The sequence below is a fragment of the Nocardia sp. NPDC002869 genome, from assembly GCF_046764065.1.
GTDB classification, from domain to species: domain Bacteria; phylum Actinomycetota; class Actinomycetes; order Mycobacteriales; family Mycobacteriaceae; genus Nocardia; species Nocardia rhamnosiphila.
The window spans coordinates 1-21,415 of record NZ_JBKOOL010000071.1; the positions used below are offsets into that span (position 1 = coordinate 1).

The following is a 21,415-nucleotide window of genomic DNA, read 5'->3' on the forward strand; positions in this document are numbered from 1 at the left end:
GGGCGGGCGATCTCGGTTACCGGAGTTACCGCGGATGGGAGTTGTCGTCACCCGGACCGCGGACTCCGGCCGTCTATTCCCGCACGTACCAGCGCAGGGTCGCGTAGGCGGTGAGACCGGCGAACAGTACGCCGACCGGCATCACCATGAGCGCGGTGGTGAAGATGTCGTCGAAGGTGATCTGCGGGAATACATTGCTGGCGAACAGATCGCCCAGGGCCCGGTCGATCACCAGTGGCCGGGCCACGAACAGGCCCACCGTGGCCAGCAGACCGCCCGCCAGCGCGGCGGCCACCGCTTCCAGGAGGAACGGCAGCTGGGTGTACCAGCGGGTGGCGCCCACCAGGCGCATGATGCTCACCTCCGTACGCCGGGTGAAGGCCGCGATCTGCACCATGTTCGCGATCAGCAGTAGTGCCGCCACCGCCTGCAGCAGCGCCATACCGAAGGCGGCGTTGCGGAGTCCGTCGAACAGGCTGACCAGCCGGTCCACGATGTCCTTGTCGTTGCGGACCATGCCGACGCCGGGCCGCTCGTAGAACTGCTCGTAGATCGTCGGGTACAGCGACGCGTCGGTCATCTTCACCCGCAGTGAGGCCGGCAGCGGCGTCTCGCTCACGTACTCGGCCAGTTCCGGCTGATCCTTGAAGGTTTTCTCCTTCGCCTCCCGGACCGCCGCGTCCCGGTTGAGGTACTGCACGTTCTCCACGCCGTCGACGGACTCGAGATCGGCCATGAGCCTCCGGCACGGATCGTTCACACAGTCCGGGTCGGTGGCGGAGACGCCCTCGGTGAGATACAGCCGCACCTCGAGCCGGTCCAGGAAGTACTGCTCGGTCTTGTCGGCGATCCGCACCGCCAGCAGACCGCCGCCCAGCATGGTCAGCGAGACCGCGGTGGTCAGGATCATCGCGATGGTCATGGTCACATTGCGGCGCAGCCCCTCGGAGACCTCGCCGAACAGGAATCCCGCCCGCATTACCGGCGCACCTCGTAACCACCGTCGGCCTGATCGCGGACCAGATGGCCGTCGTAGAGTTCCACCACACGCCGGCGCATACCGTCCACGATCAGCGGATCGTGGGTGGCCATGAGCACGGTGGTGCCCATCCGGTTGATGTGCTCGAGTAGCAGCATGATCTCGTAACTCGTCTCGGGGTCGAGGTTGCCGGTGGGTTCGTCGGCCAGCAGGACCAGCGGCCGGTTGACGAAGGCCCGGGCGATCGCGACCCGCTGCTGTTCGCCGCCGGACAGTTCGGTGGGCAGCCGGTCGGCCTTGTTACCCAGCCCGACCAGTTCGAGCACTTCGGGCACGGTCCGGTCGATGAACTGCCGGCGTTTTCCGATCACCTCCAGAGCGAACGCCACGTTCTGGGCGACGGTGCGCTGCTGCAGCAGCCGGAAATCCTGGAAAACACACCCGATTCGCTGCCGCAATCGCGGCACCCTCCGCCCCGGCAGCCGGTCGACCCGGAAATCCGCGACCGAGATCTCGCCCGCGGTCGGTGTCTCCTCTTTGAGCAGCAACCGCATGAAGGTCGATTTACCCGAACCCGACGGACCGATGAGGAAGACGAACTCACCCTTGTCGATATGGACGTTGATGTTTTCCAGCGCCGGTCGCGTAGCGGTCGGATACGACTTGCTGACGTTGCGCAGGGTGATCACGAGGAGACAGTGTAACCATTCGATAACGAAGCGGCCCGCGGGCCTGTCGCCGCCGCTACCGGACGGGAATCACCTGCACAGGGACCTGATGGACGGCGGGTACGGCGGGGGCGGGCGCCGGCTTCGCGGGTGCGATCTGATCCGGCTTCACGAACAGGTACAGCACGAAGGTCGCCACCCAGCCGCACGCCAGGATCAGCGTCGATCTACGGGCGCGCATTCAGGCCCTCCCGGCGCATGGCCGCGGCCACGCGCACCCGTAGCTCGCGACTCACCTCGAACTGTTTACCCGGCAGCGTCCGGGCGACCATCCGGATGTTCATCTGGTCCACGGTCAGGTCCTCCACACCCATCACCGTCGGCTCGTCGAGCAGCAGTGGTTCGAGGCGGGGGTCCTGGTAGGCCTGGCCGCCCACCTCGTGCAGCACTTCGTTGATCCGGATGATATCGGCACCGGCCGAGACCGGGACATCGATCGCCGCGCGGGCCCAATCCTTCGACAGATTGGTGACTTTCACGATCTGACCGTTGGGGACGGTGATCACCTCACCGTCCGGGTTACGTAATTTGGTGACCCGCAGCGTCACATCCTCGACCGTGCCCTCGGCCGGATCCTGGATACCGGTCACCGCGATCCGCACCACATCGCCGAACCCGTACTGCCGTTCGGTGATGAGGAAGAACCCGGCCAGGATGTCCTGCACGATGCGCTGCGCGCCGAAACCGAGCGCGGCACCCAGCACCGCCGCCGGCGCGACCAGGCCCGACATCGAGAAGCCGATCCGCCCCAGGACCTCCATGGCGACCAGCACGTAGGCCACGGTCAGCACCACCCAGGTGAGCACCTGCGCCAGCGCGTGCCGGTGCTTGGCCTCCTCGGAGCGGACCAGCGCGTCGCCGCCGCGGAACCCGGAATCGATCTTCTGCGTCACCCGGTCGCGGACGTAGGTGGCGAAGCGGGCGAACAGCATCGCGCCGAGGACCAGCAGCACGATCTCCAGGCCGGACGACCGCAGCCACGAGGTGACCTCCGACGAGGCCGCCAGCGACATCGCCAGGGCCTCGGCCCCCTCCGAAGGCATCAGACCACCTGCTCTCCCGTGCATCACCGGAACGGCTTGCGGCGACCCGGAATCGGGACCGCTAGCTCTCCTGCAGCACTGTACTCATCCGCCAGCGGATCCCGGATTCGATGAAGCCGTCGATATCGCCGTCGAGTACCGCCGAGGGGTTGTTGACTTCGTAGTTCGTGCGCAGATCCTTGACCATCTGGTACGGATGCAGCACATAGGACCGCATCTGGTTGCCCCAGGACGCGCCCTCGTTGGTCTTGAGCGCATCCATCTGGGCGCGCTCCTCCCGCCGTTTGCGTTCCAGCAGTTTGGCCTGCAGCACCCGCATGGCCGACACCTTGTTCTGCAGCTGGGATTTCTCGTTCTGGCAGGTCACCACGATTCCGGTGGGGATATGGGTGATCCGCACCGCCGAGTCGGTGGTGTTGACGCTCTGGCCGCCGGGCCCGGAGGACCGGTAGACATCGACCCGGATATCGGTTTCCGGGACCTCGATATGGTCGGTGGTCTCCACCACCGGCAGCACCTCGACCTCGGCGAAGGAGGTCTGGCGGCGGCCCTGGTTGTCGAACGGGCTGATCCGGACCAGGCGATGGGTGCCCATCTCCACCGAGAGGGTGCCGTAGGCGTACGGCGTCTTCACCGCGAAGGTGGCGCTCTTGATACCGGCTTCCTCGGCGTAGGAGGTGTCGTAGACCTCGACCGAGTACTTGTGCCGGTCGGCCCAGCGGATGTACATGCGCATCAGCATCTCGGCCCAGTCGGCCGCGTCCACGCCGCCCGCGCCGGACCGGATATTGACCAGCGCGTCACGTTTGTCGTACTCGCCCGACAGCAGGGTGCGGACCTCGAGGGCCTCCACATCGGTGTGCAGTGCGGCCCGCTCGGCGTCGGCGTCGGCCAGTGCGCTGGTCCGCGCGTCGCCTTCTTCTCCCTCGGCCAGCTCGTAGAGCACCGGCAGATCCTCGAGCCGCTGCCGTAACTCCTCGACCCGGCGCAGTTCGCCCTGGGCGTGCGAGAGCTCGCTGGTGACCCGCTGTGCGTGATCCTGGTCGTTCCAGAGCTCGGGATCGGCGGCCTGGTGCTCCAGCTCGTCTATACGGCGGCGCAGCTCCTCGAGATCGAGGACCGATTCGACGGTCTCGAGGGTCGCGTCGAGTTCGGCGAGGTCGGCGGTCACATCTGGATGCACGGTGTTCAAGGCTACTAGGAGCGTCCACCGCGGTGCACCGCGCGGCCCGTGGAGGCCACCGGCGGTCGTCGCGGATCAGCTCGGGACGGCCCGCAGATTGCCGGGGCGGTGGCCGGCGAGCCGGTCCAGGGCGGCGGCCGTCGCCGGGTCGGCGGGGAGATGGACGATCAGCTGCTGATCGTCGTCGGCGAACAGGTCCAGGGTCTCGAAGGCCAGCCGCAAGGTCCCGGCCGTGGGGTGCGCCATCCGGGTCACCCCGGTGGCGGCGGGCAGATTGGGCACCGTGGCGACCCGCTCGGTGAACGCCGCGCCCGCGGTGATGGTGAGCTGGTCGGCGAGCGCCGCGATCTCCGGATCAGTGCGGATTCGAGATCGACGTGATCGACCTGGCCGAAGCCGATATCCCGCTGGCGCTGCCCGCTGTTTCCCCGGCGATCGAGCCCAACCCGCAGCGTCCCGCCGGAATGCGCGACCTGACCGAACGGCTCGAGGCAGCCGACGCGTTCGTCATCGTCACCCCCGACTACAACCGCAGCTTCCCGGCCTCGCTGAAAGCCGTCATCGACTGGCGTTTCACCCAGTGGCAGCGCAAGGCCATCGCGTTCGTCGGCTACAGCGGGGCCAGCGGCGGGCTGCTGGCCATCGAACAGCTCCGCCAGGTGTTCAACGAACTCGACGCCCACACCGTGCGCGAGTACGTCTCCTTCCTCCGCTACTACCTGCTGTTCGGGGAGCACGGGCAACTGCTCGCACCGGCGGAACCGGCGGCCGCGGCCCAGGTGATGCTGGACCGGCTGCACTGGTGGGCGGAGGCGCTGGTGGCGGCCCGCGCGGTGGCGGCATGAGGGCGGGCCGGCCACGGTCGCGTGACGGCACGGCGCGCGGCCGCATCCGGACCGACTCGATAGTGTTCGGGTGTGGCTGCTCACTCCTCTGACCTCGAACTCGCATTGCGGCTGGCCGACGAAGCGGACGCGATCACCCGGGAACGGTTCCGCGCGCTGGACCTGAAGGTCGATGCCAAACCGGACCTTACTCCGGTATCGGATGCCGATCTGGCCGTGGAGGAGGCGATCCGGCGGATCCTGCGGCACGGCCGCCCCGAGGACTCGGTCCTCGGTGAGGAATTCGGCGGCACGGCCGAGTTCACCGGCCGGCAATGGGTCGTCGATCCGATCGACGGCACCAAGAATTTCGTGCGCGGCGTCCCGGTGTGGGCCACTCTCATCGCCTTGCTGGAGGACGGTGTGCCGGTGGTCGGTGTGGTGAGCGCGCCCGCGCTGGCCCGTCGCTGGTGGGCCGCGACGGGGCAGGGCGCGTGGTCGAGTTTCCATCCCGGCGCGCCGCAACCGATCACTGTCAGCGCCGTCTCCGATCTCGGCTCGGCCAGCCTCGCGTTCTCCAGCCTGTCCGGCTGGCGCGACCGTGGTCTGCGCGAGCAGTTCATCGACCTCACCGACGAGGTGTGGCGGGTCCGCGGTTACGGCGACTTCTTCAGCTACTGCCTGGTCGCCGAGGGGGCGGTGGATATCGCGGCCGAACCCGAGGTGTCGCTGTGGGATCTGGCCGCGCTGGACATCCTGATCCGCGAGGCCGGCGGTACTTTCACCGCCCTCGACGGTCGCGACGGCCCGCACGGCGGGGACGCGGTGGCCTCCAACGGGCGGCTGCACCAGCAGGTTCTGCTCCGTCTCCGCGGCTAGTCCGCCGCTCCCGCTCGCGCCCGCACACCGCCGTGCGGGCTCGGCACCGTGCTCCGCCCGCGGGCCGCGCCGGTGGACGCGAGCTGCGCCGATGGCCGACGATGGGTTGATGTCGCTCAGTACGCACGAAGCCGATCTCTTCGAGGGCGCCCGGGGCCGTCTGGAGGCGATCGCCTACCGGCTGCTGGGGTCGGCCGGCGATGCCGAGGACGCGGTCCAGGAAACGTTCCTGCGGTGGCACGCGGTGGACCGGGAGCGGATCGAGACACCCGAGGCCTGGCTGACGAAGGTGCTCACCAACCTGTGCCTCAACCAGCTCACCTCCGCGCGGGCCCGGCGGGAGACCTATGTCGGGCAGTGGCTTCCGGAGCCGGTCCTGGCGGGGGACTCGATGCTCGGTCCCGCCGAGACCGCCGAGCAGCGCGAGTCGGTCTCGCTCGCGATGCTCACCGTGATGGAGCGGCTCACCCCCAACGAGCGCGCGGTGTACGTGCTGCGCGAGGCGTTCGGATACCCGCATCGGGAGATCGCGGAAATCCTCGATCTCACCGAATCGAACTGTCAGCAGATCTACCGGCGGGCCGCACAGCATCTCGGCGGCCGGTCCCGGACCGAGGTCGATGCGGCGGCCGCGCGGCGGATCGCCGAGGAATTCCTCGTCGCCGCACTCAGCGGCGATACCGAGCCGCTGGTCCGGCTGCTCACCGGTGACGTGGTCAGCGTGGCCGACGGCGGCGGCGCCGTTCCGGCCCGTCGGACCCCGGTGGTGGGGGCGGCCGCGGTGGCCCATTACCTGCGCAATCTGTTCCGTCCGACCGGCGCCAAACGTGCCTTCGTCGGCGCCGGCCTCACGTTCTACGCGGCCGTCCTCAACGGCGATCCCGCGGTCGTGATCGAGGTCGGCGGCCGGGTCTACGGCGCCCTGTGCCTCGAAATGGCGCCCTCGGGGATCGCCGCGCTGCATGTACAGGTCGCGCCCGCGAAGCTGGCGCATCTCACCAGGGAGTGGGTGGCTGCCGGGCCCCACTCCCCGCTCGACGTACGGTGGTGACCCGCCTAGCCCATGGTCTTGGCGCCGTCGATCGCCTCGCGGATGATGTCCGCGTGACCCGCGTGCTGCGTGGTCTCGGCGATGATGTGCAGCAGCACCCGGCGTGCCGACCAGTGGGTCTCCTGGAACCAGGGGGCCTTGGGCAGCGGGCACTTCGCGTCGAGATCGGGCAGGGTGGCCACCATCTCGTCGGTCCGCCGCGCCATCTCCTCGTACGCCGCGAGCACCCCGGCGAGCGTTTCGCCGGGCAGCATGCGGAATTCGTTCTCCCGGGCCGCGAAATCCGCGGCGGTCATATCGTCGAAATCCTTCGAGATCGCGGCGCCCGCCACGAAGGAATCCGCCCAGCCGCGTTCGACGCCGGTCACATGCTTGATCAGGCCGCCCACGCACAGCGCACTGGGGGTGGGGCGGGCCGCGGCCTGTTCATCGGTCAGCTCGCGGGCGGTGAAGCGCAGGAAGAAGCGCGCGGCCCGCAGTTCGGCCAGCAGGTCGGCGCGTTCGCCGGACAACGTCGCGGCGGTATCGGTCCGGGGGACGGTGGAGTTCTCGCTCAAGGTCATCGCCTTCCGTCAGGGTTCGGTGGATTCCGTGCTCGAGAAGCACGGTATGACCCCTAGCGGTCACTTTCCGACCTCAATTGAGCCGGGAGTGCGGATTCAGGCGAAAATTGTCTCTGAGCGGGCAATATGCGTCAGCGTCGAGTGGCGTCCGCGGGTGTGAGGTCGATACCCGGTGGCGGGTTCAGCCGCCGCAGCGCCCCGTCCATCCCGGTCACGAACAGTGCCCACGACCCGCCGTCGCGGGCGATCCGCACCGAGGTGGTGCCATCGGGCACGGTCCGGACCGGGTCGGGCCGCCTGATCAGGCCCGTGATGATCGCGCATCCGGTTCCCGTGGCCGGGTCCACCCGGTAGATCGCGCCGACTCCGTGATCGGCGACGTACAGGTCACCGGCGCGGGTGGCCTCCATATCGTCGGGAACGGTGAGTAGGTTCGGCGGCCCCGCGACCACTTGGGCGTCGGCGGGCGAACCCAGGGGAATACGGAAGATCCGCATGGTCAGATTGTCCGTGTAGATCGACTCCCCGTCGGGAGCCAGGGCCAGGCCGTTGGTGAGCGGGAGCGGCGACCAGGATTCGGTGAACTCGCCGGTCGACGGCCGGTACCGGGCGATTCCGGTGGGCGCCCGCGAAAGCCCGATCGTGCTGATCAGCAGGTCCCCGTCGGGAAGCAGCAGCAGGCCGTTCGGGCCGTTGAGCCCGGTACGGAGCACGCTCACCGCGCCGGTGTCGAGGTCGTAGCGCTGTAGCGTGCCCGGTGGGTCGGTCACCCCGTCGCCGGTCAAGAAGTACACCGAGCGCCCGGCCACGCGGACGCCCGCCGGATGCTGTAGCCCGGTGACCAGCTTCTCGAATTTCCCGTCGGCCGATACGTGGGCGAGATAGCCGTCGACGATGCCGGTGACATAGAAGCCGCCGGCGCCGTCGGAATCCAGGTTCTCCAGATTGCCGACCCCCTCGACGATCGTGGTCGCCTGCCAGCCGTCGGCGCACATGGCCGGGAACCCCTGTGCGTGCGCGGGCGCCGCGCTCACACAGGCCGCTGCCGCCGTAATCGCGGTGACCATCGCCCACCGGGCACGCGATCGCATTCTGGATGCCATATCGGACAACCTAAGTGATCGGCGGCGGTACCGCGGGATTCGCGCGGCGCGTGGTCACGGTGTCGGCGGCCGGAACGGGACCCGGTTCATCCACATGTGTGCACTACGCGCGGGACCTCGGCGTCCGCGCCGGACGCCCCTCGGCTTGTCCGGCGGTGCTCGTAGGATGGGCCGCGTGGAAGCCCCCGAAGCCCCGACCGTGCCCGTTGCCGAGTCCGGTGCCGAATCCGATGCGGCACAGCGGGTTCTGAACCGGGTCTTCGGTTACGACAGTTTCCGGGGTGAACAGCGCGCGATCGTCGACCAGGTGATCGGCGGCGGCGACGCACTGGTGCTCATGCCCACCGGCGGCGGCAAATCGCTGTGCTATCAGATTCCCGCGCTGGTCCGCGACGGCGTCGGAGTGGTGGTTTCCCCGCTGATCGCGCTCATGCAGGACCAGGTGGACGCGCTCAGCGCGCTCGGGGTGCGGGCCGGCTTCCTGAACTCCACCCAGTTCCCGGACGAGCGCCGTACCGTGGAAGCGCAGTTCGCGGCCGGCGAACTCGATCTGCTGTATCTCGCGCCGGAGCGGCTGCGCATGGAATCGACCGCCCAGCTGCTCGACCGGGGCCGGATCGCGCTGTTCGCGATCGACGAGGCCCACTGCGTCTCGCAGTGGGGTCACGATTTCCGGCCCGACTATCTGGCGCTGTCCATGCTGCACGAACGCTGGCCCGACGTGCCCCGCATCGCGCTCACCGCGACCGCCACCGAGAAGACCCGCGACGAGATCATCACCCGGCTCGACCTGGGCGGTGCCCGGCGCTTCGTGGCCAGTTTCGATCGGCCGAACATCCAGTACCGCATCGAACCGAAGAACCGGCCCGATCGGCAACTCCTCGAGTTCCTGCGCGCCGAGCACCCCGGCGATGCCGGCATCGTCTACTGCCTGTCCCGCAACTCCGTCGAGAAGACCGCTGCGTTCCTCACCGAGAACGGTATCCGGGCGGTCCCGTACCACGCTGGCCTGGACCATCGCACCCGCGCCGAGAATCAGGCCCGCTTCCTGCGCGAGGAAGGCCTCGTGGTGGTGGCGACCATCGCCTTCGGTATGGGTATCGACAAACCCGATGTGCGTTTCGTCGCCCACCTCGACCTGCCCAAATCGGTCGAGGGCTACTACCAGGAGACCGGACGGGCCGGGCGGGACGGGCTGCCGTCCACGGCCTGGATGGTCTACGGCCTGCAGGACGTGGTGCAACAGCGCAAACTCATCGAAACCTCCGAGGGCGATGCCGCGCACCGCCGCCGGTTGCAGCTGCACCTGGACGCGATGCTCGCCCTCTGCGAGACGGTCGACTGCCGCCGGGCCCAGCTGCTGGCCTACTTCGGTCAGCCGCCGCAGCCGTGCGGGAACTGCGACACCTGCCTGAACCCTCCCGAATCGTGGGACGGCACCGTCGCCGCGCAGAAACTGCTCTCGGCGGTGCTGCGCCTGAAACGGGAGCGCGGGCAGAGCTTCGGCGCGGGTCATCTCATCGATATCCTGCTCGGCAAGAAGAACCAGAAGGTGCAGCAGTACGACCACCACGAACTCAGTGTGTTCGGTGTCGGCACCGATCTGCGCGATACCCAGTGGCGCGGGGTTGTCCGGCAGCTGCTGGCCCAGGGGCTGCTCGCGGTCCACGGGGATTACGGGGTGCTCACCCTGACCGAGGCCAGCGAAGCCGTCCTCTTCGACGGCCGCACCGTCGCGCTACGCCGCGAACCGGAACGGCCCACTCCCGCGCGGGCGGCGCGCAGCGCGAAATCCGGCCGGGCCGCACCCCCCGATCTCGATACTGCCGATACCGCGCTGTTCGAGAAACTGCGGCAGTGGCGGGCCGATACCGCCAAAGAACAGGGTGTCCCCGCGTACGTGGTGTTCCATGACGCCACGCTCCGCGATATCGCCGCCCGCAAACCTGCCGATCTGTGGGAACTGGGCACGGTGAACGGCGTCGGCGAGAACAAGCTGGCACGTTACGGAGAGCAGGTTTTGGAGGTGCTGGCGGCCGGATGAGGCATGGACGGGCGGAAGTCACTGTGACCCAACCGCTTTCATCCCACGATTCCTCCCGTCAGTGACGATAGGGGCCTGAACAGAGGACCTAACCTGGCAGTATGTCCAACAAGCACACTCCGTGGTCGTGGTCACGCCACCGCGCAGGCTTGTCCGCCGAGCAGTTCGGCGGCGTGGATCCAAGGGTTATTCGGGCCGCGACCAACCGCGCGCCCCGGAATCGCCGGGCGGTTGCCGGGTCCCTCGAATCGGTTCGGCTACTCGGATCCGCCGCGTACGACTCGGGCCTCGGGGTCGGTATGTGGGACGAGGATGCCGAGCCCGACAGCGAGGACGATCTATCCGAGTGTCCGCCCGGTCGCGGGCAGGCCACCGTGTCGAGTGGATCGCCTTCGGTACCCGGGCGACCGGAGCCCTATCCGGAAGGATATGGGCCCACGAATCTTCCTACTGGGCTTGCCCCAGAGGGGTACGGGCCCGCGAAGCCCGCTGTCGACGACGGCGGGCGGCGGTGGGTTGTGCCCGATCCGCCGGCGGCGCACCCGGCACGCATACCGGTGCCCCCGGCGGCGAGCGCGCAGGGGGCCCATTACGCGAGCCTGCCGCCTGAGCCCGCGAATCCGGAGTGGGACATACCGGAGACCGAAGCGCCGGAATTGCTTCCGGTCGGGGGTCACGCACTGCTCGGCCTGTGTCTCGGGATGGCGGTGCTGCTCGCCGTGGGGTTCTTCTACCTCGGGCGGACGACCGATACCGACCAGGCCGCCGCCCCGACCGGGGCCATCGCCGCCTCGACCATGGCACCCCGCGAGAGCGAGGCTCCGACTGCGAAATCCCCCGATATCGGGGTCGGTTTCGTCTGGGGGAAGGTGCTGACCAACGACGGCAGCACCCTCACTGTGAAGAGCGAGATCAGCCATTCCGAGGTCGTGGTGCACACCGACGACCACACCAAGATCTACGTGCTGATCGCCACCACCATCGAGGCAATCGCCGAGGGCGCCCCGATCATCGTCTACGGCCGTAAGCACGCCGACGGCTCGGTCTTCGCCGACACCATCACCGGCGTATCACTGCGGGCGCTCGGAACGCATTAGCCGGGGCGCGGGCGGCCGGAATCGCGGGGGATCCGTGCCCTCCGGCCGGTTCCGCCACGGAAATACGGAACCAGCGGCCAGTAATCGACCGCAATTCGAGAACAATCGACGGTATGGCCAATACGAGCACGCGGACGCTGCGGCTACTGTCGCTGCTGCAGACCCACAAATACTGGCCCGGCACCGAGCTGGCGCAGCGGCTGGAAGTCTCGCCGCGGACCCTGCGGCGCGATATCGACCGGCTGCGCGACCTGGGGTATCCGGTGGAAGCGCAACGCGGTGTCGACGGTGGCTACCAGCTCGCCGCGGGGGCGGCGCTGCCGCCGCTGATGGTCGACGACGACGAAGCCGTAGCGCTTGTGGTCGGACTGCAGTTCGCGATGCAGGGCATGGTGGAGGGTGTTGCGGAGTCTTCGGTGCGCGCGTTGGCCAAGGTGGTGCAGGTGATGCCGCCCCGGCTGCGCAAGCGGGTGGAGGCGATCCGGGCCATGACGGTGCCCGCGGACTGGGAGGGCGGCCGTTCCGCTGCCGCCCTCGATCCGTCGGCTCTCGCCGCGGTGGCCCTGACCTGCCGTGACAGTGAGCGGTTACGTTTCACCTACACCGCCGCCGACGGCCGCCGCAGTGAACGGCATGTCGAACCGCACCGCCTGGTCGCTCTGGGCCGGCGCTGGTATCTGGTGGCGTTCGACCTGACCCGCCACGATTGGCGCAGTTTCCGGGTCGACCGGCTCACCGACCCGGCAGGCGACGGAGCACGTTTCCGCCCCCGGGAACTGCCCACCGCGGACGCCGCGGAATTCGTCCGCTCCGGCGTGGACAATATGCCGCATCTGTATCGGATCGAAGCGCTGGTCGAAGCCCCGGCGGAGTCGGTCCGGCAGCGCCTCGGACGTTGGGGCAGTGTCGAGGCGATCGACGCGGGCCGCTGCCGGATCGCCATGACCACCGACTCGCTGGACTGGCCCGCCCTGACACTGGGCTCGCTCGATGCCGAATTCCAGGTTCTGGAACCCCCGGAGCTGGTCGAGCACATCCGGGTCTGGGGCGAACGCTTCTGTCGCGCCTCCCGGCGACCCGCCACACCGTCGGCCGCGCCGTGAGCGGCCCGGCGGAGATCAGTCGGTGCCGGTGGCCCGGACCGCCCGCAATCGGCGGGACGGCTGCCCGCCGGCCCGCGGTGCGGTGGTCCCCGCGGTGACCTCACCGGTGCGCAGCGCGTCCACGAATTCCGTGGTGGCGGTGGCCAACAGCTCCGGATGGGAGAACGGCATCCAGTGCCCGGCCGGTACATCGCGGCGCCACAACCGCGAGACCCACCGGCCCGTATCGTCGTAACCGGCGGGCCGCACCGCGATATCGCGACCGGCGACGATGAGCTGGACCGGTACGTCGGTGGTCCGTTCGCGCGGGTTCAGCAGGTGCGCGAGGATATTCGCCCGATAGATGAGCAGACCGTCGACCATATCCCGCTTCAATGTCGGGGCGAAGAAGATCGTCGAGGGTGCGGTGTCGTTCATGAGCTGGATGACCCGGCGCCAGCGGTGCTCGGTGGCGAGCAGGCCGAACGCCAGCCGCGGCAGACCGGGCGTCATGAAGAACCCGGTATAGGCGGAGGACAGCAACTGGGTGAACGGCTGCCAGATATTGCGCGGGCTGGGCCGGCCGAGCCGGTCGCGTACCCATTTGCCCAGATGGTCGAGATTGGGGCCGGAGACCGAGGTGAACGAGGCGATGCGCCCGACCGCCCGCGGCTCGCAGACCGCCTCCCAGACCTGGACCGACCCCCAGTCGTGCGCGAGGACGTGGACCGGCCGGTCGGGGCTGACCGCGTCGGCGACCGCGAAGAAGTCCGCGGCCAGTTCCGCGAGCCGGAAATCGGCGACCCGGCCGGTGCGGGTCGAGGCCCCGTGACCGCGGGTGTCGTAGGCCACCACGTGGAATCGCGCGGCCAGCAGCGGGATCACCCCGTGCCAGAGGTGGCTCGTATCGGGCCAGCCGTGTACCAGCACCACGGTGTCGGCAGCGGGGTCGCCGTATTCGTAGACCGCGAGGTCGAAGGCGCCGCTGCGCACCGTGCGCCGGGTCGCGATGGGTTCGTTGCCGGATTCGGTCACGCTGTACTCCTCGGTGCTCACGGAATGCTAGAGGTCGAGTACCAGACGGTCACCCGCACAGCGTGATACGCACGCCAGCAGGTCACCGGCGGCACGCTCGGCGGGGGTCAGGACGGAATCGCGGTGGTCGGGCGAACCGGCCAGCACCCGTACCCGGCAGGTGCGGCAGAAACCCTGGCGGCACGAATACGTCTGGTCGGGGCGGTGCGCCAGCAGTACGTCCAGGGCGGACCGGTCGGCCGGGACGGCGAGTACCGCACCGCTGCGGGCCAATTCGATCTCGAACGGCCTGCCGTCGACGATCGGCGGCGCCGAGAACCGTTCGGAATGCAGTTCCACACCGGAGATCCCGCGCAGGGCGGTGGTGACCGCGCCGACCATCGGTGCCGGACCGCAGCAGTACACCGCGGTACCCCGGCGTGCGCCGTCCACCAGTTCGGCGCCGGTCGGCAGCCCGGACCGGTCGTCGGTGCGCACGGTGACCCGGCCGCCGAAGCGCTCGACTTCGTCGAGGAAGGGCAGGGTCTCGCGGGTACGTCCGGTGTACACCGCGGTCCAGTCGATGCCGAGGGAGTCGGCCAGGCGGATCATGGGCAGGATCGGGGTGATACCGATACCTCCGGCCACGAAACGTAGCCGGGTGGCCGGAGATCCGTGGCCCGGTGCCGCGAACGGGAACGCATTACGCGGACCCCGCACCGTCAACGCGGACCCGACGGTCAACGCGCGGTGCACCTCCTCGGAGCCTCCGCCGCCGCCGGGGATGCGCCGGACCGCGATGCGGTAGGTGCGGGCATCGGCCGGGTCCCCGCACAGCGAGTACTGGCGCAGCCGCCCGGAGGGCAGCTCCACGTCCAGATGTGCGCCCGGCCGCCAGCTCGGCAGGTCCCGGCCGTCGGCCGCGGCCAGCCGCAGACTCACCACGTCGTTGTCGTGCGCGCGGATCCGCCGCTCGACGACGCGGACACCGATCCGCCCGTCGTCCGCGCGCGCGCTCGGCTCGCGCCGATTGGTGAGGGCGGTCCAGCGCATGCGGGCGTCCACCACGGCGTCGAGCAGACGCAGGGTCCGGTCGCGCCGCGGTCTGCCGTAGAGATCGGCCGGCAGCGGAAGCGACGCCCCCGGAGGTGGGTCGGCGATGGTCACGAGGCCGCCCGGGCGGCCGGGGACTGCGCCAGATAGGCGATCGCCTGCGCGGTGGATCCGACCGATTCCGGGTTGTACCCCGGCCGGAACGTCGACAGCGCGCTGATCAGCAGGGCGGGGACCCCGGGTAGCGCACCGCGCCGCATCGCGCCGAAGATCCACAGCAGCAGCCGCGGATAGCCCGGATCGGGCAGGGACGGGTCCCGGTGCACCAGGTATTTCGTGCCGCGCACCAGCAGTATTAGGAACGACGGGAAGACCAGCAGCATCAGTGCGCCGCGCCGGAAATAGCCCACACCGAAGTATTCGGCGACATCGTGGGCCACATTGCGGTGTTCCACTTCTTCGGCGCCGTGCCAGCGGTACAGATCGAGCATGCGCGGGTCGGCGCCGAACTGTTCGAGATCGCTGTTGAGCACCCAGTCGCCGAGGAACGCGAAGAAGTGTTCCAGCGAGGCGATGACCCCGAGCCGGTCGACCAGTTGCTGCCGCCCGGCCCGCGTCCCGGTGCTCTGCCGGGGGCCGACGGTCTTGCGGAACAGGTATTCCGCCTGCCGCAGGAACGGCCGCGGATCGATACCGTTGGCGGTGAGCAGCAGGTCGTGGGAGCCGGCGTGGGTTTCGGCGTGCATCGACTCCTGGCCGATGAAGCCGAGCATGTCCTCGCGCAGTTTCTCGTCCCGCACGAACGGGAGGGCCTCGCCGAAAGTGGTCAGGAAGCTGCGTTCGCCTTCGGGCAGCAGGAGGTTGAGCGAGTTCATCACATGGGAGGCGATGGGTTCGGCGGCCATCCAGTGCAGCGGGATCTCGGCCCAGTCGAAGCGCACATCGCGTGCGTGCAACGCGACGTCTCCCGGATCGGTCGCCCGGGTGGGGGCGGCCTTGCCGAACAGCCTCATCGATCCTCCTCGATCGTCACCGGTACCAGCGGCGACGCGTCGCGGCGGGCGGTTCACCGGCACCTGTGATGATACACATTAGTGCGACGATGAGTTACAGAAAAGATGGGTAACAGGAACGCTTGCCCGTCAGTCCGGCGGCTCCCAGTCCGCGACCAGGTTCAGCAGGCCCGGGAACCGCGCGTCGAGATCCTCGGCGCGCACCACATTGCGGCGTTCCAGGCCGTGTTGCCACTGCCGGATCAACCCGGCCTCCCGGAGTACCCGCCAGTGGTGGGTACGCGTCGATTTCGGCCGATCGATCCGAAACCAGCCGCAGGACTGCGGTACACCACCCGAATCGAGGTAGTACGCGCGCACGATGGCGAGTAAGTCAGGAGCGCACCATGGCCGTAACCGCCGCCCTCGTTGCCCGCCCGACGGGGGAGCGCCGCACCCACCTGCGTATCTGGTCGGCCGCCTGGCCGATCGCCGCGGTCTTCGGCTCGCGAATGCGGCCACCCCGCTGTATGTGCTCTGGCAGGACGAATTCGGTTTCGGCAAGAGCACTCTCACCGCGGTGTTCTGCTGCTACATGGCCGGTATGGCCCTCGCCCTCCTCGTCGCCGGAGTCACCTCGGACCGGCTGGGCCGGAAAGCGGTGCTGGCGCCCGCCCTCGTACTGGCGATCGCCGCCGGGCCGCTCTTCGCCGCCGCGCCGAGCACCCTCGCCCTGTTCGTGGCCCGCACCCTGACCGGTATCGCCAGCGGCGCCATGGTGTCCGCGGGCGTGGCCGCGGTGACCGATTATGGGCCCCCGCCCGGCGATCCGCAGCCGGATCCGGCCGAGATCGCCCTGCCGATCCATCTCGAGTATCGCGATACCCGCCTGTGTTTCATCAATGCCGTCACCACCTTCGGCGCCGCCTTCGATATCACGCTCGCCGAGATCGCCGTCGAAACCTATCTGCCTGCCGACGCCGCGACCGCCCGCTTCCTGGTGGGTGAGGCAGCTACCGGAGGACGGGCGCCGCGGCTCTCCGGGTGAGCGAGTCACTGGTAGCCGGGAAACGGTCCGCCGAAAGAAAAGGCCCGCAGGTCGGTGACCTGCGGGCCTTCCGTGGAGCTGCCGGGAATCGAACCCGGGTCCTCCGCCGCTTCATCAAGGCTTCTCCGTGTGCAGTTCGCTGTGCCTCTACTCGGATCTCCCGGTCTCGCGAACAAGCCGGGATGACGATCCCAGTCGCTGTTCGATGTCCCGCACTACTCCGCGACCGAGTCGCGCGGTGAGCCCTCTAGCTGATGCCGGCACCGAAGCCGAGGGCGAACCTCGGGCCGACAGAGACGCTATCGCTTAGGCAGCGAGAGCGTACTCGCGCTGATTGGAATCGGCGCTTAATTGGTTGCAACGACGCTTACGGTGGTCTCTTGCCTGCACCGACACGCTTCCCTTGAATCGACGTACGCAGTCGAAACCGTTCAGCCCCGTACGTCCCGGCACCGTGCCGGGCTAGTCATATTAACACCTGACTCACCGTGGTTCATTCCCTTTTCTCGGCGCCGCCGGGACTGCTCAGCGCATGCCCTTGATGCGGCGGCCGAGCTCGCGGGTGACCTCGCGTTCGGCGGTCCGCCGGGCCAGATCCTGCCGTTTGTCATAGTCCTGCTTACCGCTGGCGAGGGCGAGCTCCACCTTCACCTTGCCGTCGGAGAAGTACATCGACAGCGGAACGAGGGTTTGATTGCCCTCGCGTGATTTGCCGACCAGGCGTTCGATCTCCCGTTTGTGCAGCAGCAGTTTCCGGACCCGGCGCGGTGCGTGGTTGGTCCAGGTGCCGTGGCTGAACTCGGGGATGTGCAGACCCCGCAGCCACACTTCGCCGTTGTCCACGGTCGCGAAGGCGTCCACCAGTGAGGCCTTGCTCTCACGCAGACTCTTGACCTCGGTACCGACCAGCGCGATCCCGGCCTCGTAGATGTCCAGGATCGTGTAGTTGTGCCGTGCCCGGCGGTTGGTCGCGATGACCTTGCGCCCGTTCTCCTTCATAACGACAACCTTAAGCGGCCGCGGCAACCGGATTATTCCTGGTCGCCGGTCAGCCGGGTTGCAGGATCAGATACAGGACCAGCACGCCGGCGAAGGCGAGGACCAGCAGGACGGTGGAGATCCGGGGCCTGCCGGCGGGATGCGGCCGGAATCGGCGATCGAGCCAGCTGCTCTCCACCGCCGGGTCCGCGCTCCGGCCCCGCGGTGGACCGTCCGCCGGTTCGCCGGGGGAGCCGCCCCCGTCTCCGCCGATGGTGTCGTCGGACCCGTCCCCGGATACCATGCTCGCAGACTAGCCGTGCGGGCGGATATTCGCGGGCGGGGCGCGCGAATTCGGGTTGCCGGGCTTATCGGAGTATCCGCAGCGTGATGCCGAGGCCGAGGAGAATGCTGGCGGTGGCGACCAGTGCGGTCGCGAAGGATTGGGTGATCGCGGCGATGCCGGCGCTGAAAATGAGGCAGGTGGCGAGGGCCAGCAGTGCGGTGCCCCATTCCATGCCGGCGATCCGGGTGGGTCGGTTACGCAGTGCTGTCATATCTTCCGTATACCCGGCGGCGTGGGTTACCAAACCGTGACTGCCGTAATCGTTCGAGATATGGTATCCGACCCGCTGGTCTGCCGTCCGGGGAATGCGGTGGTGAGCCATGGCAGAACCTCCGTTTCGGTGGCGTGTGGATGTGTTAACAGTAACGGAGAAATCTCCTGCTGGATACCGCTCAGCAAATCGAGAGGTGGCCATCACGGCGACGCCGGTGAAATCGGGCAATCGTGCGATGAGCTCGTGATCTTTCGGTAAAAATGCCTGTTAAAAGATCTGGGGTCGGTTTATGGACGGTTATCGCGACCGGAAGATCTCTCGGGGTCCGGAAGCCGAATGGGAATGCAGCAAACTGTTTGCTGAAGATTAGCTGTAGTCTGTTCGAAGGCGTCGCGTGCCGTGTGCGGTGCCGGCCTCCTAAGCTCGTGGCATGTGTAATCCAACCCCTCGGGTGACGCTGCCCCGCGCGGCGCGCGGCGGGCCGGAGGCGGGGCGGTGACCGACTGGTACGCACGCACCGGCCGTATCGTCGCACTGACCGGCGCCGGAATCTCCACCGACAGCGGTATCCCCGACTTCCGCGGGCCGCGTGGAGTCTGGACCGAAGACCCCATCGCCGAACTGCTGTCGACCTACGACCACTACCTGGCCGATCCGGCGCTGCGCGAGAAATCCTGGCTCGCCCGCCGGGACAATCCCGCGTGGGCGGCCGAACCGAACGGCGCCCACCGTGCCCTGGTGGATCTCGAACGAGCGGGCCGGGCGCTCACCATCGTCACCCAGAACATCGACAGGCTGCATCAGCGTGCCGGATCCGCCCCGCAGCGGGTGGTGGAGATCCACGGCAATATGTTCGACGTCGTCTGTGTGCAGTGCGACTACACCGCCACCATGGCCGCCACGCTGGAGCGGGTGGCCGCCGGGGAAGCGGATCCGCCCTGCCCGACATGCGGGGGAGTCCTCAAGGCCGATGTCATCATGTTCGGCCAGGCCCTCGATCACCGCACGCTGATCAAAGCGACGCTGGCCGCCGAGACGGCCGAGATCTTCCTGGCGGTCGGTACCTCGTTGCAGGTGGAGCCGGCGGCCTCGCTGTGCGGGCGCGCGGTATCGGCCGGCGCCGATCTCATCATCGTCAATGCCGAACCGACGCCCTACGATTCGCTCGCGACCGAGGTCGTGCGCGAACCGATCGGCACCGCGCTACCCGAGCTGGTCGACCGCATCCTCGGTCGCTGACACCGGGCCGAGGACGCGGTCCAGATAGGCGTTGGCGAACCGGCCGTCGGGGTCGTAGCGCCGGCGCACCGCCGCGAACCGGTCCCAGTCGGGATAGCGGCCGCGCAGTGTCTCCGCTGTCTGATAGTGGCGTTTGCCCCAGTGCGGGCGGCCGTCGTAGCGATCGAAGATCGCCTCGCACGCGCGGAAGAACGGCTCGTGGTCCATGCCCTGGTACTGGTGCACCGCGATATAGCAGGTGGCGCGCCCACCCGCGGGTGAGAGGAACGCGTCGTCACCCGCCACCCAGCGCACCTCGATCGGCATCGGGCTGTCGAAACGCCGCGCGGTCTCCTTGATCTCCTGGATCGCCGCGACCGAATACTCGCGGGGGATCGCGTATTCCATTTCGGTGAAGCGGAACAGCCGGGGGCTGGTGAAGACCCGGTAGGACCGATCGACCTGGCGGCGGTAGCTGCCCGCGTAGGCGGCCCCGCGCTGGATCCAGGGAATGAGTCCGGGCCGGCGGCGGGCGAGTCGGCACAGTGCGTCGAAGGCGTGATTGGACAGCAGGATATCGGCGAACCAGTCCACCGGTGCGGGTCGCGGCGCGGCGGGGAGATCGACGCGGTTGTTGCGCTTGGTCATGGCGATCGGGCTGTGCGCGAACATGTAGAACTCGAAATGGTCGTTGCCGTCGATATAGGAGTCCAGATCGGCCAGTACTTCGTCGACCGGGACCGGACGTTCGACGCCTTCGAGGACGAACGAGGGGACGAGTTTCAGGGTGAACGCGGTCACCACGCCCAGGGCGCCCAGTCCGATCCGGGCGGCGCGCCAGGCCTGCGAGTCGGACTCCTCGGTCAGTTCGACGATATGGCCGTCGGCCGTCATCAGCTCCACCGCGTGCAGGGCGGCGGAGATATTGGGCAGCCGGCCGCCGGTGCCGTGGGTGCCGGTAGCGGTGGCGCCCGCGATGGTCTGGACGTCGATATCGCCCAGGTTGGGAAACGCCAGGCCGTACTGGTCGAGCCGGGCGTTGAGTGCCGCCAGGGTCGTCCCCGCCTGCACCCGGGCCAGCCCGGTCGCCGGGTCCGCCTCGAGGACGCGGTTCATCCGGGACAGGTCGAGTAGCACGCCGTCGGTGAGGCAGGTGTCGGTGAACGAGTGACCCGAGCCCGCGACGCGGACCCGGTGCCCGGCCTCGGCGGCGCGGGCGAGTTCGGCGGACAGTTCCGCCTGATCGCGCGGCGCGCACAGGCGGGCCGGTACGCACTGCTGATCACCGGCCCAGTTCACCCATAACTTGGTCACGCGTCCAACTCTAAGGGAAGAGTGCGGCCGATGGGGAAAAGCGCGAAGAAATCGATACGCGGGGGTCAGGGGCGGCGAATCGGCCTCGGGCCCGGTTTCGCGGACTCGGCCTGCTCGACCTCGGCCAGGCCGAGTGCGTTCACCGTCAGCGGCTGCGGTGGCCCACCCCGACCCCGGCGCGTTCGGCCACCTCGTCGAGCGTGATACCCAGTCCACGAGCGGCGAACAGCTCGCGTGCGGCCTCGACGATCCGCTGCTGATTACGCGCCGCATCGACCCGGAGCCGACGCGTCCCGGGCGTAGTGGTGGTGAGATTCACCTCCGGGATGGTAGCAAGCTACGAATCGACCGGAATCTGTTTCGATCCGGCCGAATCGATCCCGGTACGCTCGGGACCAATTGCGGGGCAGCGTATCCGGCGGTTCCACCGCGGCCGGCCCCCTCCTCCCGATAGGACAGTAGTTGCTGGTCACCGGCATCGAGGATCCCTCGGATCCGCCGTCCGGTCTGCGGTGCCGCGCGAGCGGCGGAGTTCACCACCCTTTCCGGCCATCCCGGCCGGGTTCGTACACTGCTCGGACCGGTAGCCGCCGGTGTGGGGTCTCCACCGAGTAGTGGTGTGCCGATCCTGCTGTCGTCGCGGCCCGGTCCGGCCGCCCGCG

General features: G+C 68.6%; 25 protein-coding genes and 1 other RNA gene. 8 read left to right on the forward strand and 18 right to left on the reverse strand.

Annotation, left to right across the window (positions count from 1 at the left end; all coding sequences use genetic code 11):
* Window positions 1-73: 73 nt before the first annotated feature.
* The 6 genes from ftsX to ACLML9_RS15200 all read right to left on the reverse strand — a co-directional run bounded on the left by ftsX (window position 74) and on the right by ACLML9_RS15200 (window position 4,428).
* On the reverse strand, window positions 74-979 hold the full coding sequence (ftsX, locus tag ACLML9_RS15175; RefSeq protein ID WP_411946131.1) for a permease-like cell division protein FtsX: 906 nt from the start codon (window positions 977-979) through the stop codon (window positions 74-76).
* Window positions 979-1,668: a cell division ATP-binding protein FtsE gene (gene ftsE, locus ACLML9_RS15180; protein WP_030523456.1), complete on the reverse strand. Its 690-nt coding sequence runs from the start codon at window positions 1,666-1,668 to the stop codon at window positions 979-981. Before ftsE ends, ftsX begins: the two co-directional genes overlap by 1 nt.
* Before the next feature lie 55 nt (window positions 1,669-1,723).
* The gene (locus tag ACLML9_RS15185; protein ID WP_265804082.1) at window positions 1,724-1,888 is read right to left on the reverse strand and encodes a hypothetical protein; all 165 of its coding nucleotides are present in this window, start codon (window positions 1,886-1,888) and stop codon (window positions 1,724-1,726) included.
* The gene (locus tag ACLML9_RS15190) at window positions 1,875-2,720 is read right to left on the reverse strand and encodes a mechanosensitive ion channel family protein (protein ID WP_411946156.1); all 846 of its coding nucleotides are present in this window, start codon (window positions 2,718-2,720) and stop codon (window positions 1,875-1,877) included. Before ACLML9_RS15190 ends, ACLML9_RS15185 begins: the two co-directional genes overlap by 14 nt.
* Before the next feature lie 91 nt (window positions 2,721-2,811).
* Window positions 2,812-3,933, reverse strand: coding sequence for a peptide chain release factor 2 (gene prfB, locus ACLML9_RS15195; protein ID WP_411946132.1), 1,122 nt, complete (start codon window positions 3,931-3,933; stop codon window positions 2,812-2,814).
* Window positions 3,934-4,008: 75 nt separating this feature from the next.
* Entirely contained in the window at window positions 4,009-4,428 is a 420-nt protein-coding gene (locus ACLML9_RS15200; protein WP_411946157.1) for a hypothetical protein, read from the reverse strand.
* Between ACLML9_RS15200 and ACLML9_RS15205 the strand changes: the two genes are divergently transcribed.
* The 3 genes from ACLML9_RS15205 to sigJ all read left to right on the forward strand — a co-directional run bounded on the left by ACLML9_RS15205 (window position 4,311) and on the right by sigJ (window position 6,687).
* The gene (locus tag ACLML9_RS15205; RefSeq protein WP_411946133.1) at window positions 4,311-4,778 is read left to right on the forward strand and encodes an NADPH-dependent FMN reductase; all 468 of its coding nucleotides are present in this window, start codon (window positions 4,311-4,313) and stop codon (window positions 4,776-4,778) included. The genes ACLML9_RS15200 and ACLML9_RS15205 overlap by 118 nt on opposite strands.
* Window positions 4,779-4,850: 72 nt before the next feature.
* Window positions 4,851-5,636, forward strand: a complete 786-nt coding sequence (hisN, locus tag ACLML9_RS15210) for a histidinol-phosphatase (protein ID WP_411946134.1) — start codon at window positions 4,851-4,853, stop codon at window positions 5,634-5,636.
* Between the two features lie 109 nt (window positions 5,637-5,745).
* Window positions 5,746-6,687: an RNA polymerase sigma factor SigJ gene (gene sigJ / locus ACLML9_RS15215; RefSeq protein WP_411946135.1), complete on the forward strand. Its 942-nt coding sequence runs from the start codon at window positions 5,746-5,748 to the stop codon at window positions 6,685-6,687.
* Window positions 6,688-6,692: 5 nt separating this feature from the next.
* On the opposite strand, the gene ACLML9_RS15220 is transcribed toward sigJ, so the two are convergent.
* Both ACLML9_RS15220 and ACLML9_RS15225 read right to left on the reverse strand, forming a co-directional pair.
* Complete coding sequence (locus ACLML9_RS15220; protein ID WP_411946136.1) at window positions 6,693-7,250, reverse strand: DinB family protein; 558 nt, start codon at window positions 7,248-7,250, stop codon at window positions 6,693-6,695.
* Between the two features lie 131 nt (window positions 7,251-7,381).
* Window positions 7,382-8,353: an SMP-30/gluconolactonase/LRE family protein gene (locus tag ACLML9_RS15225; RefSeq protein WP_411946137.1), complete on the reverse strand. Its 972-nt coding sequence runs from the start codon at window positions 8,351-8,353 to the stop codon at window positions 7,382-7,384.
* 175 nt (window positions 8,354-8,528) lie between these two features.
* Here ACLML9_RS15225 and recQ point away from each other — a divergent pair, with 175 nt between their 5' ends.
* The 3 genes from recQ (at window position 8,529) to ACLML9_RS15240 (ending at window position 12,597) form a co-directional block, all read left to right on the forward strand.
* Entirely contained in the window at window positions 8,529-10,397 is a 1,869-nt protein-coding gene (gene recQ, locus ACLML9_RS15230; protein ID WP_411946138.1) for a DNA helicase RecQ, read from the forward strand.
* A 518-nt stretch (window positions 10,398-10,915) separates the two neighbouring features.
* A complete protein-coding gene (locus ACLML9_RS15235; RefSeq protein WP_411946139.1) occupies window positions 10,916-11,494 on the forward strand; it encodes a hypothetical protein in 579 nt (192 codons plus the stop codon).
* Between the two features lie 113 nt (window positions 11,495-11,607).
* Window positions 11,608-12,597: a helix-turn-helix transcriptional regulator gene (locus ACLML9_RS15240; protein ID WP_411946140.1), complete on the forward strand. Its 990-nt coding sequence runs from the start codon at window positions 11,608-11,610 to the stop codon at window positions 12,595-12,597.
* A 15-nt stretch (window positions 12,598-12,612) separates the two neighbouring features.
* On the opposite strand, the gene ACLML9_RS15245 is transcribed toward ACLML9_RS15240, so the two are convergent.
* The 4 genes from ACLML9_RS15245 to ACLML9_RS15260 form a co-directional block, all read right to left on the reverse strand.
* Window positions 12,613-13,611, reverse strand: a complete 999-nt coding sequence (locus ACLML9_RS15245; RefSeq protein ID WP_411946141.1) for an alpha/beta fold hydrolase — start codon at window positions 13,609-13,611, stop codon at window positions 12,613-12,615.
* 27 nt (window positions 13,612-13,638) lie between these two features.
* Complete coding sequence (locus tag ACLML9_RS15250; RefSeq protein ID WP_411946142.1) at window positions 13,639-14,757, reverse strand: PDR/VanB family oxidoreductase; 1,119 nt, start codon at window positions 14,755-14,757, stop codon at window positions 13,639-13,641.
* A complete protein-coding gene (locus ACLML9_RS15255) occupies window positions 14,754-15,656 on the reverse strand; it encodes a metal-dependent hydrolase (RefSeq protein ID WP_411946143.1) in 903 nt (300 codons plus the stop codon). The genes ACLML9_RS15250 and ACLML9_RS15255 overlap by 4 nt, the downstream gene beginning before the upstream one ends.
* A 129-nt stretch (window positions 15,657-15,785) precedes the next feature.
* Window positions 15,786-16,016: a hypothetical protein gene (locus ACLML9_RS15260; protein ID WP_411946144.1), complete on the reverse strand. Its 231-nt coding sequence runs from the start codon at window positions 16,014-16,016 to the stop codon at window positions 15,786-15,788.
* A gap of 151 nt (window positions 16,017-16,167) precedes the next feature.
* On the opposite strand from ACLML9_RS15260, the gene ACLML9_RS15265 reads away from it, so the two are divergent.
* Window positions 16,168-16,683: an MFS transporter gene (locus ACLML9_RS15265; protein ID WP_411946145.1), complete on the forward strand. Its 516-nt coding sequence runs from the start codon at window positions 16,168-16,170 to the stop codon at window positions 16,681-16,683.
* A 70-nt stretch (window positions 16,684-16,753) separates the two neighbouring features.
* Here the strand turns inward: ACLML9_RS15265 and ssrA are convergent.
* From ssrA to ACLML9_RS15285, 4 genes are all read right to left on the reverse strand, one after another.
* Window positions 16,754-17,122, reverse strand: a transfer-messenger RNA (tmRNA) gene (ssrA, locus tag ACLML9_RS15270).
* An 86-nt stretch (window positions 17,123-17,208) separates the two neighbouring features.
* A complete protein-coding gene (smpB, locus tag ACLML9_RS15275; protein WP_411946146.1) occupies window positions 17,209-17,682 on the reverse strand; it encodes an SsrA-binding protein SmpB in 474 nt (157 codons plus the stop codon).
* A gap of 49 nt (window positions 17,683-17,731) precedes the next feature.
* On the reverse strand, window positions 17,732-17,965 hold the full coding sequence (locus ACLML9_RS15280) for a hypothetical protein (RefSeq protein WP_265804099.1): 234 nt from the start codon (window positions 17,963-17,965) through the stop codon (window positions 17,732-17,734).
* Between the two features lie 64 nt (window positions 17,966-18,029).
* Window positions 18,030-18,218 carry a hypothetical protein gene (locus tag ACLML9_RS15285; protein ID WP_411946147.1) on the reverse strand — a complete coding sequence of 63 codons (189 nt, stop codon included), beginning with the start codon at window positions 18,216-18,218 and terminating at the stop codon, window positions 18,030-18,032.
* A 498-nt stretch (window positions 18,219-18,716) separates the two neighbouring features.
* Between ACLML9_RS15285 and ACLML9_RS15290 the strand changes: the two genes are divergently transcribed.
* Window positions 18,717-19,460, forward strand: a complete 744-nt coding sequence (locus tag ACLML9_RS15290) for an SIR2 family NAD-dependent protein deacylase (RefSeq protein ID WP_411946148.1) — start codon at window positions 18,717-18,719, stop codon at window positions 19,458-19,460.
* On the opposite strand, the gene ACLML9_RS15295 is transcribed toward ACLML9_RS15290, so the two are convergent.
* Together ACLML9_RS15295 and ACLML9_RS15300 are read right to left on the reverse strand one after the other, a co-directional pair.
* Complete coding sequence (locus tag ACLML9_RS15295; RefSeq protein WP_411946149.1) at window positions 19,425-20,753, reverse strand: D-arabinono-1,4-lactone oxidase; 1,329 nt, start codon at window positions 20,751-20,753, stop codon at window positions 19,425-19,427. The genes ACLML9_RS15290 and ACLML9_RS15295 overlap by 36 nt on opposite strands.
* Before the next feature lie 145 nt (window positions 20,754-20,898).
* A complete protein-coding gene (locus ACLML9_RS15300; RefSeq protein ID WP_411946150.1) occupies window positions 20,899-21,072 on the reverse strand; it encodes a TetR family transcriptional regulator in 174 nt (57 codons plus the stop codon).
* Window positions 21,073-21,415: the final 343 nt, after the last annotated feature.

What these genes read in the sequence shown, in the direction of transcription:
- ftsX (WP_411946131.1), bottom strand. Translation starts at nt 979, where the DNA reads ATGCGGGCGGGATTCCTGTTCGGCGAGGTCTCCGAGGGGCTGCGCCGC.
- ACLML9_RS15185 (WP_265804082.1), bottom strand. Translation starts at nt 1,888, where the DNA reads ATGCGCGCCCGTAGATCGACGCTGATCCTGGCGTGCGGCTGGGTGGCG.
- ACLML9_RS15190 (WP_411946156.1), bottom strand. Translation starts at nt 2,720, where the DNA reads ATGTCGCTGGCGGCCTCGTCGGAGGTCACCTCGTGGCTGCGGTCGTCC.
- sigJ (WP_411946135.1), top strand. Translation starts at nt 5,746, where the DNA reads ATGTCGCTCAGTACGCACGAAGCCGATCTCTTCGAGGGCGCCCGGGGC.
- ACLML9_RS15220 (WP_411946136.1), bottom strand. Translation starts at nt 7,250, where the DNA reads ATGACCTTGAGCGAGAACTCCACCGTCCCCCGGACCGATACCGCCGCG.
- ACLML9_RS15225 (WP_411946137.1), bottom strand. Translation starts at nt 8,353, where the DNA reads ATGGCATCCAGAATGCGATCGCGTGCCCGGTGGGCGATGGTCACCGCG.
- ACLML9_RS15240 (WP_411946140.1), top strand. Translation starts at nt 11,608, where the DNA reads ATGGCCAATACGAGCACGCGGACGCTGCGGCTACTGTCGCTGCTGCAG.
- ACLML9_RS15255 (WP_411946143.1), bottom strand. Translation starts at nt 15,656, where the DNA reads ATGAGGCTGTTCGGCAAGGCCGCCCCCACCCGGGCGACCGATCCGGGA.
- smpB (WP_411946146.1), bottom strand. Translation starts at nt 17,682, where the DNA reads ATGAAGGAGAACGGGCGCAAGGTCATCGCGACCAACCGCCGGGCACGG.
- ACLML9_RS15280 (WP_265804099.1), bottom strand. Translation starts at nt 17,965, where the DNA reads ATGGTATCCGGGGACGGGTCCGACGACACCATCGGCGGAGACGGGGGC.
- ACLML9_RS15285 (WP_411946147.1), bottom strand. Translation starts at nt 18,218, where the DNA reads ATGACAGCACTGCGTAACCGACCCACCCGGATCGCCGGCATGGAATGG.